The organism is Dyella sp. 05T440, assembly GCF_056395965.1.
In genome coordinates this window covers 1-16,359 of the sequence record NZ_JBFTKN010000016.1, presented here as the reverse complement: position 1 = coordinate 16,359, position 16,359 = coordinate 1, and the positions used below count along the sequence as shown (strand labels likewise).

At 60.6% G+C, this 16,359-nt stretch carries 13 protein-coding genes; 7 read left to right on the top strand and 6 right to left on the bottom strand.

Going from position 1 to position 16,359, the window contains the following annotated elements; genetic code table 11:
- Positions 1-101: 101 nt before the first annotated feature.
- Positions 102-2,999 carry a TonB-dependent receptor plug domain-containing protein gene (locus AC1DE1_RS17930; RefSeq protein WP_441602118.1) on the bottom strand — a complete coding sequence of 966 codons (2,898 nt, stop codon included), beginning with the start codon at positions 2,997-2,999 and terminating at the stop codon, positions 102-104.
- A gap of 723 nt (positions 3,000-3,722) precedes the next feature.
- Between AC1DE1_RS17930 and AC1DE1_RS17925 the strand changes: the two genes are divergently transcribed.
- Both AC1DE1_RS17925 and AC1DE1_RS17920 read left to right on the top strand, forming a co-directional pair.
- Entirely contained in the window at positions 3,723-5,645 is a 1,923-nt protein-coding gene (locus AC1DE1_RS17925) for a M61 family metallopeptidase (RefSeq protein ID WP_477177392.1), read from the top strand.
- A gap of 68 nt (positions 5,646-5,713) precedes the next feature.
- Complete coding sequence (locus AC1DE1_RS17920; RefSeq protein WP_477177391.1) at positions 5,714-6,388, top strand: cysteine hydrolase family protein; 675 nt, start codon at positions 5,714-5,716, stop codon at positions 6,386-6,388.
- A 115-nt stretch (positions 6,389-6,503) separates the two neighbouring features.
- Here the strand turns inward: AC1DE1_RS17920 and AC1DE1_RS17915 are convergent, their stop codons facing one another.
- Positions 6,504-7,880 carry an aldehyde dehydrogenase family protein gene (locus tag AC1DE1_RS17915; RefSeq protein ID WP_477177390.1) on the bottom strand — a complete coding sequence of 459 codons (1,377 nt, stop codon included), beginning with the start codon at positions 7,878-7,880 and terminating at the stop codon, positions 6,504-6,506.
- A gap of 400 nt (positions 7,881-8,280) precedes the next feature.
- Here AC1DE1_RS17915 and AC1DE1_RS17910 point away from each other — a divergent pair, with 400 nt between their 5' ends.
- On the top strand, positions 8,281-8,613 hold the full coding sequence (locus AC1DE1_RS17910; protein WP_477177389.1) for a nucleoside triphosphate pyrophosphohydrolase family protein: 333 nt from the start codon (positions 8,281-8,283) through the stop codon (positions 8,611-8,613).
- Positions 8,614-8,784: 171 nt separating this feature from the next.
- On the opposite strand, the gene AC1DE1_RS17905 is transcribed toward AC1DE1_RS17910, so the two are convergent.
- Together AC1DE1_RS17905 and AC1DE1_RS17900 are read right to left on the bottom strand one after the other, a co-directional pair.
- Entirely contained in the window at positions 8,785-10,008 is a 1,224-nt protein-coding gene (locus tag AC1DE1_RS17905) for a sulfotransferase family protein (RefSeq protein WP_477179233.1), read from the bottom strand.
- A gap of 243 nt (positions 10,009-10,251) precedes the next feature.
- Positions 10,252-11,298, bottom strand: a complete 1,047-nt coding sequence (locus AC1DE1_RS17900; protein WP_477179232.1) for an SPASM domain-containing protein — start codon at positions 11,296-11,298, stop codon at positions 10,252-10,254.
- 625 nt (positions 11,299-11,923) lie between these two features.
- Between AC1DE1_RS17900 and AC1DE1_RS17895 the strand changes: the two genes are divergently transcribed.
- Together AC1DE1_RS17895 and AC1DE1_RS17890 are read left to right on the top strand one after the other, a co-directional pair.
- Entirely contained in the window at positions 11,924-12,601 is a 678-nt protein-coding gene (locus tag AC1DE1_RS17895) for a hypothetical protein (RefSeq protein WP_441602127.1), read from the top strand.
- 152 nt (positions 12,602-12,753) lie between these two features.
- The gene (locus tag AC1DE1_RS17890; RefSeq protein WP_441602128.1) at positions 12,754-12,978 is read left to right on the top strand and encodes an Imm32 family immunity protein; all 225 of its coding nucleotides are present in this window, start codon (positions 12,754-12,756) and stop codon (positions 12,976-12,978) included.
- 80 nt (positions 12,979-13,058) lie between these two features.
- Here AC1DE1_RS17890 and AC1DE1_RS17885 read toward each other — a convergent pair whose 3' ends face one another.
- Complete coding sequence (locus tag AC1DE1_RS17885; RefSeq protein ID WP_477177470.1) at positions 13,059-13,892, bottom strand: transporter; 834 nt, start codon at positions 13,890-13,892, stop codon at positions 13,059-13,061.
- Between the two features lie 80 nt (positions 13,893-13,972).
- Positions 13,973-14,692, bottom strand: a complete 720-nt coding sequence (locus tag AC1DE1_RS17880; protein ID WP_477177469.1) for a hypothetical protein — start codon at positions 14,690-14,692, stop codon at positions 13,973-13,975.
- A 431-nt stretch (positions 14,693-15,123) separates the two neighbouring features.
- Here AC1DE1_RS17880 and AC1DE1_RS17875 point away from each other — a divergent pair, with 431 nt between their 5' ends.
- Both AC1DE1_RS17875 and AC1DE1_RS17870 read left to right on the top strand, forming a co-directional pair.
- Complete coding sequence (locus AC1DE1_RS17875; protein WP_477177468.1) at positions 15,124-15,492, top strand: RcnB family protein; 369 nt, start codon at positions 15,124-15,126, stop codon at positions 15,490-15,492.
- Positions 15,493-15,696: 204 nt separating this feature from the next.
- Positions 15,697-16,191 carry a hypothetical protein gene (locus AC1DE1_RS17870; protein WP_477177467.1) on the top strand — a complete coding sequence of 165 codons (495 nt, stop codon included), beginning with the start codon at positions 15,697-15,699 and terminating at the stop codon, positions 16,189-16,191.
- Positions 16,192-16,359: the final 168 nt, after the last annotated feature.

The following is a 16,359-nucleotide window of genomic DNA, read 5'->3' as shown; positions in this document are numbered from 1 at the left end:
TTGTTCGGCACCGCACACACATCCCGCACAAAAAAAGGCCGGGGCCCCTTGCGGAGCCCCGGCAACGTGTTGCGGGGAGGTGTTACAGGTTTGCGTGTTGCTTAGAACGTCTGGTTGTACTGCAGGTAGATGTAGCGACCCAGGTCCAGCGTCGGATCGACCGAGCCCGACGAGTTGTAGCCCAGCACGTAGGCGTTGACGGTGTTCGGCGGGTGCTTGTCGAAGATGTCACGCATGCCGAACGCGATCGTGCCCTTCCACGGCAGGGTGTAACGGACCTGCGCGTCGTTGAACACGGTGGCGCCCATGCGGTTGGCACCGGTGCCGTAGCCCCAGTTCACGCTGGTGTAGTTGGGCATGTTGCAGTGGATGGTGTCGCTGAAGCACTGGTCCAGGAACGCGCCGTAGTAGCGGATGCCCCAGGTAGCGCCCCAGTTGCCCAGGTTCCAGTCCAGGCCCAGGTTCGCGCGCCAGTGGTTGTAACCGTACTGGCCGGCGTAGTTGACCACCGGAGCATTGGTGGCGCTGACCTGGTTCCAATCGTCGAGGTAATTCACGTTCATGTTGAACACGAACTTGCCGAACGAGAACGCGGGCAGTCGATAGTTCACGCCCATGTTGTAGCCGGTGGTCTCGATCCAGCCCAGGTTGGCGTTGCCGCGGTTGAGGTTGATCACCTGGCCGTTGGCATCACGCTGGAACGCCGAGCAGAACTCCTGCACCGAGTACTGATAGCACTGGTCCAACACGTAGTTGGCGTCGATCGGCGTGATGACGTTGGTGATCTTGATGTCGTAGTAGTCCAGCGTCATGTCCAGGCCGTCCACATAGTGCGGGCTGTACACGAGGCCGAGCGTGCGGGTGGTGCTGTGTTCCGGCTGCAGGTACTGGTTGCCGGCGCCGGCGACGAACGGCGTGGTGCCCTGCTGATTCGGGCCCTTCACCGCATTGCCGGCAGTATCCAACTGGTGGAAGTTGGTCGGCGACAGACCGGCGGCCGCACAGTTCTTGGCCACGGACGGGTTGCTGAGGCTGCCGAAGTTGACGTCGCAGGGATCGGTGTACTGATCGAAGGTCTGCGAACCGCCGCCGAACAAGTCGCCCAGCGTCGGCGCACGGAAGCCCTTGGCGAACGTGCCGCGCACCATCAGGTCATCGAACGGCGACCAGGTGAAGCTGTACTTGTTGTTGGTGGTGCTGCCGAAGTTGCTGTAGTGCGAATAGCGGCTGGCGACGTCCACGGCCAGCGACTTGGCGCCCGGGAGATCCTTCAACAGCGGCGCATTGAGCTCGAGGTAGGCTTCGTTGGTGGTGTACGAACCATTGGTCGGACCGGCGGCAAGGTCGGTGGTGTAACCGGCGCTGGCCATTTCATCGGGCTGGTCGTAACCGCTGACGCCGCGATGTTCGATACCGGCTGCAATGCTGAAGGTGCCGGCCGGCAGCTCGAACAAACCGCCCGTGATGTTGGCGGTGAAGTCCTTGTTGATGCTCTGATCCGTGGCGTGCTCGCGCGCCATGATGTAGTTGAGCACTTGCTTGTTCGACGCGCTCGGGCCGCCGAGGATGTTGAACGGCGTGCACTGGTTGAGCGCGATCGGGTTGGCGGCGGTACCGCACTGCACGACGCCGCTGGCGTTGAGGAACGACGGGCCCAGCGCCTGCTGCAGGTTGAGCAGGTTGATGTTGCCGGTGTTGGTGGTGTCGACGTCGTACTTGTTGTAGCCGAAGCCAGCATCCCAGTTCCACGCATGGCTGAGGAAGTCGAAGCTGCCTTCAAAGCCGGCATCGAAATGCAGCGACTTGGCGCTTTCGCTGCTCACGCGCGGCAGCTCGGTGATGCGGCGCGCGTACGACAGGTCGTTGCCCGGCAGCGGGTTGTAATAGCTCTCGCCGCTCAGGTACACCGGGAAGTTCGGCTGGCTGGTGCTGGTGAGCGGATAGCCGGCGACCTGAGTCGACGAATTGCGCTCGGCGTACATGCCGGTGGCCTTGAACGTCACGTTGTCCGAAAGGTTGTAGCTGCCTTCGGTGAAGATGGACTTCAGCTCGGTCGGCAGCTGCTCCATCATCTGGTTGGTGGCGTTGAAGTAATCGTTGTCCTGCACGCCATCATGGTAGTTGTTGATGTTGCGCGAGTCGGCGCCCACGCCGATGTGGTTCGGATCACCCGTGTGGTTCAGCACATAGGTGTCGCCGTCGTTGGGGTTGGTGAAGCGACCCCACGGGCCCGTACCGCTGTAACCGGCCGTGCGGTCGAAATCACCATAGGTGTACTTGGTGAAGTCGCGATCCTTCGCCCAGATGGCGCTGGTCTTGTTGTACGTCGCGGCAAACACGATCGACGACTTGTCCGTGGTGGTGCCCACGGTGAACGAGTAGGCCTGCTGCGTGCCGTCGTTGTTGCCGCCTTCGTTCTGGCCGACCGAACCGCTCACGGCGGCGCCGTTGAAGCGATCCTTGAGAATGATGTTGACCACGCCGGCGATAGCGTCGGAGCCGTAGATCGAAGAGGCACCATCCTTGAGGATTTCGATGCGTTCGATCAGTGCCACCGGAATGGTGGACACGTCGGTGTAGCCATTGAGGCTGGTCATCCAGCGCTTGCCGTTCACCAGCACCAGCGTGCGGTTCTCGCCGAGGTTGTACAGGTTGACGTACTGGCCGCCTTCCTCGGTGTTGCTGGTCAGCACGGCGGCCTTGGAGAAGGTCGGCTGGCCGGTGATGGTGAGGTTCTGCAGGATGTCGCCGACGCTGGTCAGGCCGGTCTTCTGGATGTCGGCCTGCGTCATGGTGATGACGGGCTGTGCGGTTTCCACGTCCACGCTGCGAATGCGCGAACCGGTGACGGTGATGGTTTCGAGCTTCTTGGCCGAATCCGGCGTGGCGTTGCTGCTGCCGGTGTCCTGAGCGAATACGCTGCCTGCGGCGGCCAGGGCACCCACGGCCAGGCCCAGCCGGATAGCGGTTGCCAGTTTGCTGTTTCCAAAATGCTTCACGTTTTGACTCCCCTAACGACGTGATCAAAGAAGGTGGCAAGCCAGGCGTCGTCCTGGCTTTGCTTAGGCGTGCAGGTCCCCGCGGCACTGTCCTGAAGACAGTTCCGTCAGCCTCTGAACCGAGCTCAAAACCGCAGGTCCCCCCTGCCGCCCTTCATCGAACTTAGACAACTGGATCACAAAAAGTCAACGATTTTTGTCAGCCATGTGTAAGTTTCAGAAAAAACAAATGCTTAGACAGCCGTCACAGCCACGCTTAGCTGAACAAGAACGATCAAATGCGCCTTTCCGGGCATTTGCTGTCTACTAACTTACAATAACGAACGCCGGCGTATGGCGTGGCGACAGGCAGGAGGGGGTGATGACTAACGCCAACCTTTCGCTCAATGAATTTTCTCTAACTCATTTGCTTATTTTTTAGACAGTCTCAGAGTCAATGGGTACGCAGCTTCACCGAGCTCTTTTGAGCCAAGTGCCGATCCCTGAGAGGGCGGAAAGCGCACCCGTGCACGCCCGCCCCTAAACCCTGCCGGCGAGCCCGATCGCCAGGCGTCCAGTCACCCGCCGTGCCGCAAGGGGCCGCTAGATCATCGCCACGACGAAGTCGAGCCAACGCTTGGCGCTGGCGGCGCGATGCGCGGGTGGTGCTAAGTTGCGCCATCTTCCATTCGCTCACCGGAGCACTTCATGTCTCGCGCCCCTTCCGCCGCGTCTGCGGCTGCTATGCGTCGCAGGTTTTCGCAGCTTGCTCTGGCCGTGGCCTGCGCGCTGGGCGCGAGTGTGGCGGTGGCAGAGCAGACGCGTACCGACGATGTGCCCGCCCCGCAGGACAGCAAGTATCCAGGCACGGTGACGCTGCATGTGGACGCGAGCGACACGACGCAGGGCATCTTCCGCGTGCACGAAAGCTTGCCGGTGAAAGCAGGCGCACTGACGTTGCTCTACCCGCAGTGGATCCCGGGCGACCACTCGCCGACTGGTCCGATCAACATGCTCGCCGGCCTCAAGCTCAGCGCCAACGGCAAGCCGATCATGTGGAAGCGCGACAAGTACAACGTCTACGCCTTCCATCTGGACGTGCCCGAGGGTGTGTCGTCGCTCGATGTGGATTTCCAGTACCTGTCCGGCCGCACCGACAGCGAAGGTTTCGAGATCACCGACCGCATGATGGACATGGAGTGGAGCAAGGTCTCGCTCTATCCGGCCGGCTACTACACGCGCGGCATCACGTATGCGCCCAGCGTGACGCTGCCGCACGACTGGCAGCTGGGCACGGCGCTGGAAACCGCATCGAAGTCCGGCGACACCGTCACTTTCAAGCCGGTGACCTTCAACAACCTGGTTGATTCGCCGATCTACGCGGGACGCTACTTCGAGCGCGTTGACCTGACCCAGGCCGGCGACGCGCCGGTGTATCTGGATGTGTTTGCCGATGCGCCGAAATACCTGGAGATGTCAAAGGAACAAGTACAGGTGCACCGCGCGCTGGTCACCCAGGCGCTGAAGCTGTTCGGTTCGCATCACTACGATCACTACGATTTCCTGTTCTCGCTGTCGGACACGCTGGGCGGCAATGGCACCGAGCATCACCAGTCCAGCGAAGACGGCCTCGGCGCCGACTACTTCACCGCCTGGAAGGATGCCGCGCCCGATCGCGACCTGCTCGCGCACGAATACGTGCATTCGTGGAACGGCAAGTTCCGCCGCCCCGAAGATTTGTGGACGCCGAACTTCAACGTGCCCATGGGCGATTCGCTGCTGTGGGTGTACGAGGGCCAGACCCAATACTGGGGCTACGTGCTGACCGCGCGTTCGGGCATATGGTCGGCGCAGCAATTCCGCGACGCACTGGCCATGACGGCCGCCAACTACGAACGCAACCGCGTCGGCTTCCAGTGGCGTACGCTGGAAGACACCACCAACGACCCCACTGCCGCGCGTCGCTCCGGCCTGCCGTTCCGCAGCTGGCAGATGAGCGAGGAGTACTACAGCGGCGGCCAGATGATGTGGCTGGAAGTGGACGCCAAGCTGCGCGCACTCACCCAGGACCACAAATCGCTGGACGACTTCGCCCGCGCGTTCTTCGGCGTCGACAACGGCAGCTACGTCACCAGGACCTATACCTTCGACGACGTGGTCGCCGCACTCAATGGCGTGGCGCCGTACGACTGGGCGACCTTCCTGCGCGCCCACGTGGACACACTCAATCCGCCGCTCCAGGACGGCCTGGCGGCCACCGGCTGGAAGCTCGTCTATACGGACAAGGAGAGCGACTACGAGGCGCAATACAACAGCCGCTCGCAACCCTCGCGCCACCTCTACAACTTCGCCTGGTCCATCGGCCTGACCATCAACGACAAAGGCGAAGTCAACGATGTGCGCTGGAACGGCCCCGCCTTCAAGGCCGGCATCAGCACCGGCGCCACCGTCGTTGCGGTGAACGGGCAGGACTATTCGAAAGACTTGCTGAAAGACGCCATCACCGCGGCCAAGGGCAGCAAGACGCCGATCCAGCTGCTGCTGAAATATCAGGGCGGTTACCGCACCGTCGCGCTCGATTACCACGACGGCCTGCAGTACCCGCATCTCGTACGCATCGAAGGCAAGCCCGATTACCTCAGCGAAATCATTGCGCCGCGCAAGTAAGCATTGACGGGGCGTCTGGAAGGCCAGACGCCCCGGGCCCGCATCGACACCCATGTCGGAGGTACTTCTTGGCCCGCATCAACCTGCCCTGCGAGCGCGGACGCTCGATCGAACTGGACACGGCGCGCACGGCGCTGGCCTGCATCGACTTCCAGGCTGATTTCGTCTTGCCTGAGGGCCGCGCGGGGGCCTTGGGATTGCCTGTCGAGGCACTGGTGGCGGCGATACCGGCTGCACAGCGCGCACTGTCGGCGGCGCGCGAAGCCGGCATGCTCGTGTTCTTTACCCGTGAGTGCTACGCGCCTGACCTGTCCGACCTCAATCAGTTTCGCCGCCAGAACGACCTGGTCATCGGTTCGCCCGGGCCCTTGGGCCGCTTCCTGGTGAAGGGAGAGAAAGGGACGGAGATCATTGCAGACCTGCGCCCGGCGGATCGGGAGCCCGTGATCGACAAGGCGGGCTTCAGCGCCTTCCACCAGACAACGCTCGATACCGTACTGCGCGTACGCGGCATCGATACGCTGCTGCTCATGGGCTATACAACCCAATGCTGCGTCGCCTCGACGCTGCGCCAGGCCGTCGACCTGGGCTATGCCTGTGTTCTTCTGCAGGACGCCTGTGCAGCCTATGACCCTGCCGATCACGAAGCCACCGTGCGCGTCATGTACAGCGAGGGCGACAACTTTGGTTGGGTAACTGATACACAGCGCCTGGCCACGGCGTTGCACTCGTCCAGGCATTGAGCCGGGCGTATCTGCTCGCCCGCCTCTCTGTATCCGTGCCACCGCATGGTTGTCGCATGCGATACATGGAGGTTCTCTCCAGAGGACTGACATCGAACAACGCTGGCGGCTATCGCTAGCTCTTGAAGACGATCATCTTCTCGGCCGTCATCTCGTGCATGGTGTAGGGAATGCCGCCGATGCCATGCCCCGATACATGGCGGCCCGCGAATGGCATCCAGTCGACGCGAAAGGCCGTGTGGTCGTTGATCATCACGGCTGATGCATCCAGACGCTCGGCAGCTTCGAACGCGGATGCCAGCTCCCGCGTGAAAATGCTCGACTGGAAAGCCACGGGAAGCGAGTTCGCGGCTGTAATGGCCTCGTCCAGCGTGCGAAACGGATAGACGCAGGTAAGCGGGCCGAAGACCTCCAGCGTGGACACCTTGGCGTCTTTGGGCGGATCAACCAGGATGGATGGCTTCAACGTCGTTTCGCTGATACGGCCACCTCCAATCAAACGACTGCCGGCCGCCACCGCTTCGTCGATCCAGCTCTGCACGCGATCCGATTCTGCCGGCAAGATGAGCGGCCCCACTTCTGTTTGCGGCAACACCGGATCACCGACGTTCAAAGACGCCACCCGGCGAGCGAACCGATCGAGAAATTCCTGCTGAATGTCCTCATGGACGTAGATGCGCTGGACGGATACGCAAACCTGGCCAGCATGGTAGTAACCGCCCTTGGCAATGGGCTCGATGATCTTGTCGAGGTCCGCGCTCCTGTCGACGATCACGGGGGCCGCGCCACCGTGCTCGAGCGCACAGCGGGCGCCGGGAGCGAGCTTCGAGCGAAGATACCAGCCGACGCGCGCGGACCCGATGAAGCTGAGAAATGCCACTCGGGAATCGGTTGCAAGCGCTTCGGCGAGCTCGCGTTCCTCGGGCAGGAAGGTTTGCACCCAACCCTCCGGCATGCCGGCCTCGTGCACCAGCTTGACCAGATCCAGACAGCTGAGGGGCGTGGTCGTCGCAGGCTTGACGATAACGGGGCAGCCCGTCGCAATCGCCGGCGCCACCTGGTGAACAATCAGATTCAGCGGATGGTTGAAGGCTGAAATGGCAGCGACTACCCCGATGGGTTCTTCAATCGTCCACGCCCGGCGATGGTCACTGGACTTGGTGATGCCCATGGGAATCTCGCGACCTGCACTGGTTCGGAGGATCTCTGCGGCATTTCGAACGCCATCGATGGCGCGATCAGTCTCCACCAGCGCATCCGCGTAAGGCTTGCCGCCCTCACGCGCGATCTGTTTGCCAAAGTACTCGCGCTTGCCCTCCATGAGCGTTGCGAGCTTTCGCAGAATCTCGATACGTTCATACGGTTTGAGCCAGCTGGACCGGTCCTTGAACAACCGGTACGCCGTGGCAAGCTTCGCCTCCAGAGCCTCGGCGTCATCGCTCGGCAGCTCAGTCATCAGTTGGCGATCAAACGCCTGCACGACCTTGATCATTTCATCCTCCTCGTCGTTCGATATGGCGAGCGCGTGGTAATGGCTTCACCGGAGCGCAGCTCTGTAACGTTACTAGTGCCTTGGCGAAGGCGAGGTGAGAAGCGACGGGCGAATTGCCAGCTTGCGGGTGGTCATGCCATCCCCATGAATTGCTGCAGCGTGGCCGGCAGGCGCGCAGGGGCCGTTGGCTCCTATCCGGCACGTTTGGCGAAGAGTTTTGACATCCGGTTGACAGCGCTCCCAGGTAGCGATCGAACCGGTGAGACTTACTTGGCCCTTTGGATTGAGCGTTGTCCAGGTGCGACAAACATCGCCGGGCCATTTCCGAAGAAGATCGCTCGCTGCGTTTTGGTGGGCGCTATCATCACCGCGCCCATAACCAGTGTCAGGCGCAAGCAACATGAAATTCAGTGATCTTGAAAAATCGGCGCTACAGCTAAACGAGCTCTACGAGCAGCTTGAGATCAAAAGGTATGGTCGCATCTGGACCACGGGAGAACTAGCGCTTGGTTTTGTAGGGGACGTCGGCGACCTGGCAAAACTGATCCAGGCAAACGCTGGTATCCGAGACATCGATGACTGTAAAGCTAAGCTTGGTCATGAATTGTCGGATTGTCTATGGTCGATTATTGTTCTTGCAAACAAGTGTGGCGTCGATTTAGAGGGGGAGTTTGTCAGAAACACCAGAGAGCTGATCGAGCACGTTTCTGGCGAGCTGGGCACACAAGTGTAGGTTCCACGGCGACGTACTCGGTGTCGCTTTGTGACACTAGGCGCGCGTGAAAGCGGGCGTTAGGTGCCATGCCAAAGACGGCGGCGGACTATCGAGGGTGCTTCCGACCCGAAACGAACGTGCCTGACAGGTGCCGCCTGACAGGGTCAGGCTGCGGCGTCCGGTGTTTTGTCATGGCCTCTGGTATACGGAAAGCAGGCGCACCCAGCGCGTCCTGAAACGATCGACGACCAGCCCGGCGTGTGTCCGGATTTGCAGCAGTTGTCGGCGCAACGCAGGCGGTGGAGTCAACGTATAGCCGAGTTTTCCCGCATCGTTGGCCAGGATCGCGCTCAATCGCTCGCGCTCGCGCCTGGTCAGCGAATTGAACTCGACATCACCCGGCCGGCGATCCAGTTTTCCGGCGACCTTGTTGCTGTCAAAAGAGCTGTTGCTCGGGGTGGGAATGCCGTTCGCGGTTGGCTGGGTCATGATGGGCAGCGGCTGGATCCCCAGGAACGAGGCCATCCGTTCAACGCCGCTTGCGGTGTCCTCGAGCAGGTCCTCATAGCGAACCAGCAGGTACGAGTCCGATGCAGGTTGAGCGGAGCGAGTGGCCGCCTCGCGGTACGACAAGCGCATTTGTCGCAGGACCAGCGTCTCTTCGCTCGAAGGGAGGCCCGAATCTCGCAGGGCCTTACAGCTCGACGCATAGACCGCGAAAGGATGGCGGACGACGTGGAGCATTCTCGCCTCGGGAAATTCCGCCATCAGACGCGCCAGGAAACGCTCGTTGGTAGGCGTTTTTTCAACCCACCGCTGCAAGGGTGAGTCAGCATCAAGCCCGGTCGTGCAATGCGTGTACGCAAGCGCGATCGCGACCAGCGGCCATGAGGTTGTGCGAGGCCCGAGCCGCGTTTTGACCAAGGGCCACCAAGCCCGCAAGGCGCGACCGAATTCAACATAAGGTGAGCCTTCTGCCGACGAGCGGCCCAGCAGCCAGTACGGCTGCTGGTTGATGGGATTGGCGAGTCTGCGCAACCACTCGCAGCCGAGGAATGGCAGCCAGCTATCGGGCTCCAGTCGCTTCAGATGCCACGCGAAATTCGTGAGCATGGTGCCTTCGGCGGGAAGCACCGAGAGGGCTGGGTGGTGGTCGAGCAAATCGCGTACCAGCGTGGTGCCGCTTCGGCGCGAGCCAAGAACGAACACGGGCCGACGCGCGATGGCGAGCCCTCGCTCGATCTCGCCCGTCGTGAGCATCCGGGGACCGGCCGACTCGCTGACGGACCACACGGCTTGGGACCAGGCCATGGCTGCCTGACGCACGGCACCCAGATTGGTGACGCGCGGCCTTTGCAGCCGCTGATCGAGCTGCGCCTCCAGATCGACAATATTCAAGAACTCGCGATTCATTTCACCCGCTCTGTGCGATGCGTACAGTCGAAACTTCGAAAGCGCTCTTTTGCGCCGAAGCCTTGCCGCAAGAGGACGCACGAATCAGCACAGCGCGTACCATGGTCGTATCCCGTTCGGGCGAATCGAGAACGCCGACCCCATAGTGCTGCGACGGCACGTGCGCCCGGTGCCGATACCCTGGCGGCGGCGTTCCACGTCCAATGATGATGGTGAGTGCGTCCGGGCGTCCCTTTGGTTGCCTTAGGTGCCAAAGCCGCCGCAACACCGGCTGCAGCCAGGCAGAAGGCCTCCAGCCTCGGCGAGCGCGGCCCGCAGCGCTTCCATGCTTGAGTGCTTCCAGATGCTTTCAAGGCCGGCGTCTCGCACATTGGCGATCGGAAACCGATAGCACCGCCCGTGTACAGGCACCGACTCGCCATCGGCATCGATCATCAGGATGCGAAAGGCGTCGTGGCAACGGCGGCCAATGAATTGCGAGGGGTGACGATAGTAGATGTCGAGGTCGGCCTCGCTCGTGCGATCGGGCTGGATCGTGACGGAGAACGGCCAAGTCGTGGCCTTGATGTCGGCCAGCTCGTCGGCCAGACGGGCGATGTCGATCGTCGTGGGATCGGATTCGAAGCTGTTGGAGGCCGTGGCAGGATAGGTCGCGCCATAGAGCGCATTGTGTTCATTGGCCAGTTCGGGCGTCACGAAGTTGTTGTGGATCAGCCCAACCTGTTTCAGTGGCAGATCACTGATGTCGGCAAGAAAGGTCTTGAGGTGACCGAAGTTGTATTCGCTGATCGTGCAGAAGACGGATATTTCGAGAACCACGTGTCTGGGCCGCGGTCCCGCCATGAGGGGTGCTTCGAGAACTGGCAGGCTGAGTGCGGACATGGCGCGTGGATTTCCCGTGGTGATCATGTTTGCCACTTTCGGCATAAGCTCGAGGCACAAACACGCCTCCCCGGGTGTATGGGCTGCATGGCGACGATTTGGTTTACCGCCGCCGTGGCGGGGCTCTGTCACATAGCCGACACAACGCTGATCAATCGATGGCAGGGCTAATGGGTGGCGGCGACGAATGACACGATTGAGGCGTGCGTCGATCCAGCCGCAATGCCGGCCGGACAAACAGCACAGTTCGCCCTGCCGGTCGGGCAGTACCTCCGGCGGCGCGCACTCCGAGGTACCTGTCGGCCCATTGCCCTCGCTACACCAGACGCTGGATCGAGATAGCATTTCAGCAAAGAGAGGCGAAATGGCCAGCGCAATTTTTGACCAACTTTTGAGTCCGTCCACCATGCTGGATGGCGAAAAAGCCCTTCTTGCCATGGGAGGAGAGGCAGTCCCGTTACTGCGTGATCTTCTGGACGGAACTGCCAGGAATGAGTTTGGCGTTCCTTACCGAAACCTTGGCTTGCCTCTTCGCTGTGCACTGGAAGTGGCCCTTCGACTAGGCCCTCGGGCTCGGGCATTGGAGCCTCTTCTGGCGATGGAACTTCGTGCTGGTAGCGCGACGGCTGCCAGGGCTCTGGCAGCCATGGGAGATGCCGGTACCGAGACGATTGAGGCTCTGGCCATCTGTCTGGATCCCCCCGCGCCTTCTGACTTCGATCTACCCATCGAGGCCGGCGTCGCTCTAATACGACTGGGCGCAACTGAGCACGCTCTCGTACTGCGCATGGTAGAAACGTCCCGGCGAGCGAGCTCTAGTTGGTCGCTCGCTCGTCAATGGGGCGCGAGATGGGAATCCGTATCTTCTGGTTAGGGTCTGCTTTCGACCCATGGCAGGCATTCGAAAGTGTCACTCCAGGTGAAATACCGGAGAAGAAAAGGGATCAGAGTGCTTTCATCGGGTGGCTGGAAGAAATGAGGGCACATGCGTGCCCCTGGCGGCCTTTACTGTTAGGACAAAACGGAGGGGAAGTTGAAAAGTCTGCTCGCGTGTATATGTGCCGTCGTTCTAGCCGCTTGTACGGCTCAGACAAGAACAAACGATCCTGCAAATTCCCCGCCATCGATCCAGCAGGCGGCGGTGCGCACCTACTCGCAGGACGAGCTGGTGTCCTTGGCATCAACGTCCACGGATAGCCCAGTCAAGAGCTGTGTGGACGTGGCGCTTCGCTACAACGAAGGCCTTATGGCGCTGCGCCTGGCCAAAACCCCGCCGGACAAGGTGCACGAATACATGATGCATGGGGCCGAGGGCGCACATCTGAAGGAACAGAAGGAGCGCGAATTTTCCCTGTGGGCATCGCACGCCGAACTGGGCTCGATTGACCAGAGTCACTTCGACTACTGCTTGTCCATCCAGCACGCCGCGACGCAATCGCAGGCGCTTGAGCGCACCTGTTTCAGCATGATGGGCCCGGCGGCATTGGCCCACCTTCACAGGAAGGCAGGCATTGCCACGACGGCAACCCTTCCGCGAGAGGTCGAGGCCTATGGCAGGCAACTCGACAAAGCGTACCTCGCCGGCATCGTGGACCAGGTTTATGCCTTCACCAGCGAGGACGACCAGTACAGGTTTCAGCAGGGCCTGTTTGCTGGCTGCCTTAAGCAGGTAGGTCGTGGTTCGTCGGGAAGCGGGGCCGCAGGCTCGTAGTTCCAGAGGCTTTGAGAAAGGGGCGCAGGTGGTTGAGCCAGGCCAACCACCTCCATCTGCGTTGCTCCGCTCTCTGCTTGTTACGTGAATGCTCGCATCAGGTGCTGCACACGCCGCTGGCAGGACGCAAAAATTGCAAACAAGGAGCTGCCATGAAGCTGTTTGGATACGAAGAAGGGAGTCACGATCACCGGGCACCGTTGAGGCTTTCAGAGGCGAGCATATTGGCTAGCCCGGCCGAACTGAGAGCTATTGCCAGAGTGCTCGCCGATCTGGCGGTCGAGATGGAGGCTGATGACTTTGACCATGTGCACTTGACCGATAGGCTTCCAAGCCTAGGCGATGGCCCCGAGCTGATCGTGGCTAAGGTCAGGTGAATATGTCCGCTTGCGACCCCAAGCGGACGCCCAAAGAACATTGGCCCGGTGTCTTGTGCCCACCAGGCCAATGAGTTGACTCAGAACGAATAGGCCACCGTTGCTCCAACGCCCCAGTCCGGACTGCCATCGGTGAAGCCCTTGGTCACATACGCTTGAGCTTTCCAGCCACCGGCGAACTTGTACGCGTAGTAGCCCGTGAGTTCGTTGCGCGAGAAACTCGTATCCGAGGCCTTTTCGCGATAGTCGTAGTACGCGCCAAAACTGCTATGGGTGTCGAGCTTGTAGCTCATGCCCGCGTTGGCACCGAACACATCGTTGAGCTGGATGTACTGCGAACTGCCCAACCACGTGTAGCTCACACCGCCGAACACCGTCCAGGCACCGAAGCCCTTGTACATGTCGGCACTGAAGGTGTAGTCGTTCTTGCCGGTGCCCAGGCCCTTGTTTGCGTCGGCCGTGCCGAACTTGATCTTGCCAGTGAGATCGATGCCGAACTGCGACTCACGATTGCTATACGCCTCATAGGTCGCCGCTGCGGTGATGTCGCCCAGCCCGGATGCGGAACCAGTTGTCTCAGGGATTGGCGTGGTGCCTCCCTGCGAATTGCCCTTGCCGTGGCCGCGACCCTTCGGGTTTGTGTTCTTCACCGGACCCACGCCGGGAATGACGTTGTCGGCACCCGACACGTGGATGTACGGCACTGCGACCTTGAAGGACCAGCGATCGATGTCGTAGCCGAAGGTCACCGGCACCTGCGTGATGTCGGTGGTCTCCGACGTACCGTATTTGCCCGTGGTGTAGTCGATGCCTGCACCCACCTTGATGGTGGAGCTGTCGTCAGCGTGCGCCGCCTGCGCCATCAGGCCCAGTACGCCAAGGGCGCAAAGGGTGCCGGTGTTCTTGAGATTCATGCGTTTTTCCTAGGGCGTAGCAAAAGAAGTGCGGGAGGCCTGTCAAGGCCTCCGCACGTATCGGAGTCATGTTGGTGTGATCAGCGACCGCCGCGTTCGGGCTTGTCGGGGCGCTCGGGCTTCTCGGGCTTCTCGGGCTTGTCCGGATGATCCGGCTTATCGGGGCGATCGGCCTTGTCGGGGCGGTCGACCTTGGCGACCTTGTCGGCGTGGTTAGCCTTGTCGATCTTTTCGCCGTGCGCGATATCCGCGCTATCGGGCACCGGCCCGTGCGCCTTGGTGGCGCTCATGATGTCGCCCAGCTTGAAGCCGAGCGTCTTGGAGATATTTCCCCAGCCCTGGCCTTCGGCGCGCAGCGCCAGCACGCCAGTGAGCTGCACGGGGCCCTTGGGGCCGGCAACTGTGCCACCGTTCAATGCCGCTTCGATCTGCGCTGCCGTGGGCTGCGTGATGCCGGAGGCGGAGAGTTCGGCCTGAGCCAGCGAGAGCGCGATGTTCACGTTGCCATAGCCCAGATGGCCAGTGCTCGGCGTAAAGCTTGTTTGCACGGCCGGGGTGGTCGCCGTCGCAGGCGTCACCAGCACGATCGTGGAGCCGCTACGCAAACCGTTGACCAGTGCCTGCGCATTGCCGTTGGAGCCGGCGAAGGTTGTATAGGTACCGGCGAGTTTGACGCTCTCCTGTCCGCTGGTCGGCGTGGGTTGAGCGGCCGGTGCAGTATCGGCCATGGCCCATGTACTGCCCATGGATACGCCAATTGCAATGCTCAACGCGGTAAGTACATGCACACGATTTTTCATGGACTGCCCCTTGAAGGTGATGATTCGTTTCCCTTCGAGGCGCCCTTCGGGCACCAGATGAACTCCGCATCTGCCATGCGGTGGTGCAGCAAGAATCAGCTCACCGGACGGCCTCGGCGGCAGATACTGGCGGAGTGATCAACGCAAGAAAAGGGCGCGGATCCGCAAGTTCAGCAAAGAAGAGGAAACGCTTCAGCTGGGAGTCAAACAGCCTTTTACTTCGTGCGCCAAGTCGCATAAAACAAGGGTTTTCTTGCATCAGGCTGTATTTGTTCGACTCGCCAGATGAACAAGAAAATTCGCTGCCCGCTTAATGGTGAAGTTCATCGCATGCGCCATCGCTCGCATTTTTATGCGATGTTGTCGTTGTGTCGTACCAGCGAAAGCTCGGGACATTCACCGAATACTTCCACGCCACCGATGGAGCTCACATGAAGCGCCTACTCTCGTTCGCGATTACCGCCGTTTTGCTTGTCGGTAACAGCATGGTCTTCGCCTCGCCACAGGATCACGGCCACGGCAAGGGCAACGATGATCACTGGGACGACGGCGATCATGGTCATGGCCACAACCCCAAGGACAAAGGGCGCCACGACAACGGCAAGCACAATGGCTGGTACAAGAAAGGGGCTCGACTGCCGGACCACTACTACAGCCGCGAGTACTACGTGACCGACTATGAGCGGTATCACCTGCGTCGCCCGGATCCGGGTTATCGTTGGGTACGCGCCGATGGCGGCCAGTTCTATTTGACGCTGATCTCAAGTGGTGTCGTGATTGATATCGCCGCGGGGTTCTGAGCTATCAATGCGACGCTCGCGGGTGTCGAACAAAGTTGTGGCGAGTAGCCCGGCCATACGGAAGAAGAAAAGGTCCCTGGTGGGACCTTTTCTCTTCAACGCCTATGGCATCGGAAACGCCAGTCAAGGTTTGATTATTTCGTAGGGACCGCTTTCGATCCGAAGCGGACATCGCGCTGCTGAACAGTCTGGAGAGTAGGTCATATGAGAAAAGGGTTCTGGTTGTCGCTCTCTTTTTGCCTGCCAGGGCTAATTTTGGCGGCAACCGGTACCAATGAGGCAGTCAGGACTTCGACCCACAAATTCGCCCCTGTCACGTTCTCCCTTGGTTGTGGCCAAGCCACTCGGAACGAAGATAAGCGTGATTTGACGCGCTCCCGTCTTGCCGTGGGCTACTTTCAGCAGACCGAGTGCGTCGACGCAGCTAGGCAGTTATCAGCTGCCAAACTAGTAGCGGTGGCTATTACTGAGAACGAGAAGCTTGGTCTCTTTGAGGTCGTCCTCAAACTTGATCCGGCTAGTGCACTGAGCCTTTCCAAGCTCACCGCACACGGTAATCCGCAACAATTGGTTCTCTCGGTTAAAGGTCAAGCCGTCGTAGCGGGCCTCAACGAGGCCCCTTTTCATGGCGACAAATTCTCAATTACGGCTGACACAATTGACGATGGACGCCGGACTGCGGGTTTATTCGACGAGTAGGGGGGCTCTAGGTCCGCTTTCGACCGATGGTGTTGAAAAAGTCGTCATTTCGCCAGTGGCTCGTCGGTCCGATGATGAGTTGGTCGGTTCCCAAGTGAAGAATCGACAGGCAAACGCTCTGGCTCTGTCATGCGGGGACCACATCGATCCCTTTGGTCACTTGGTCAC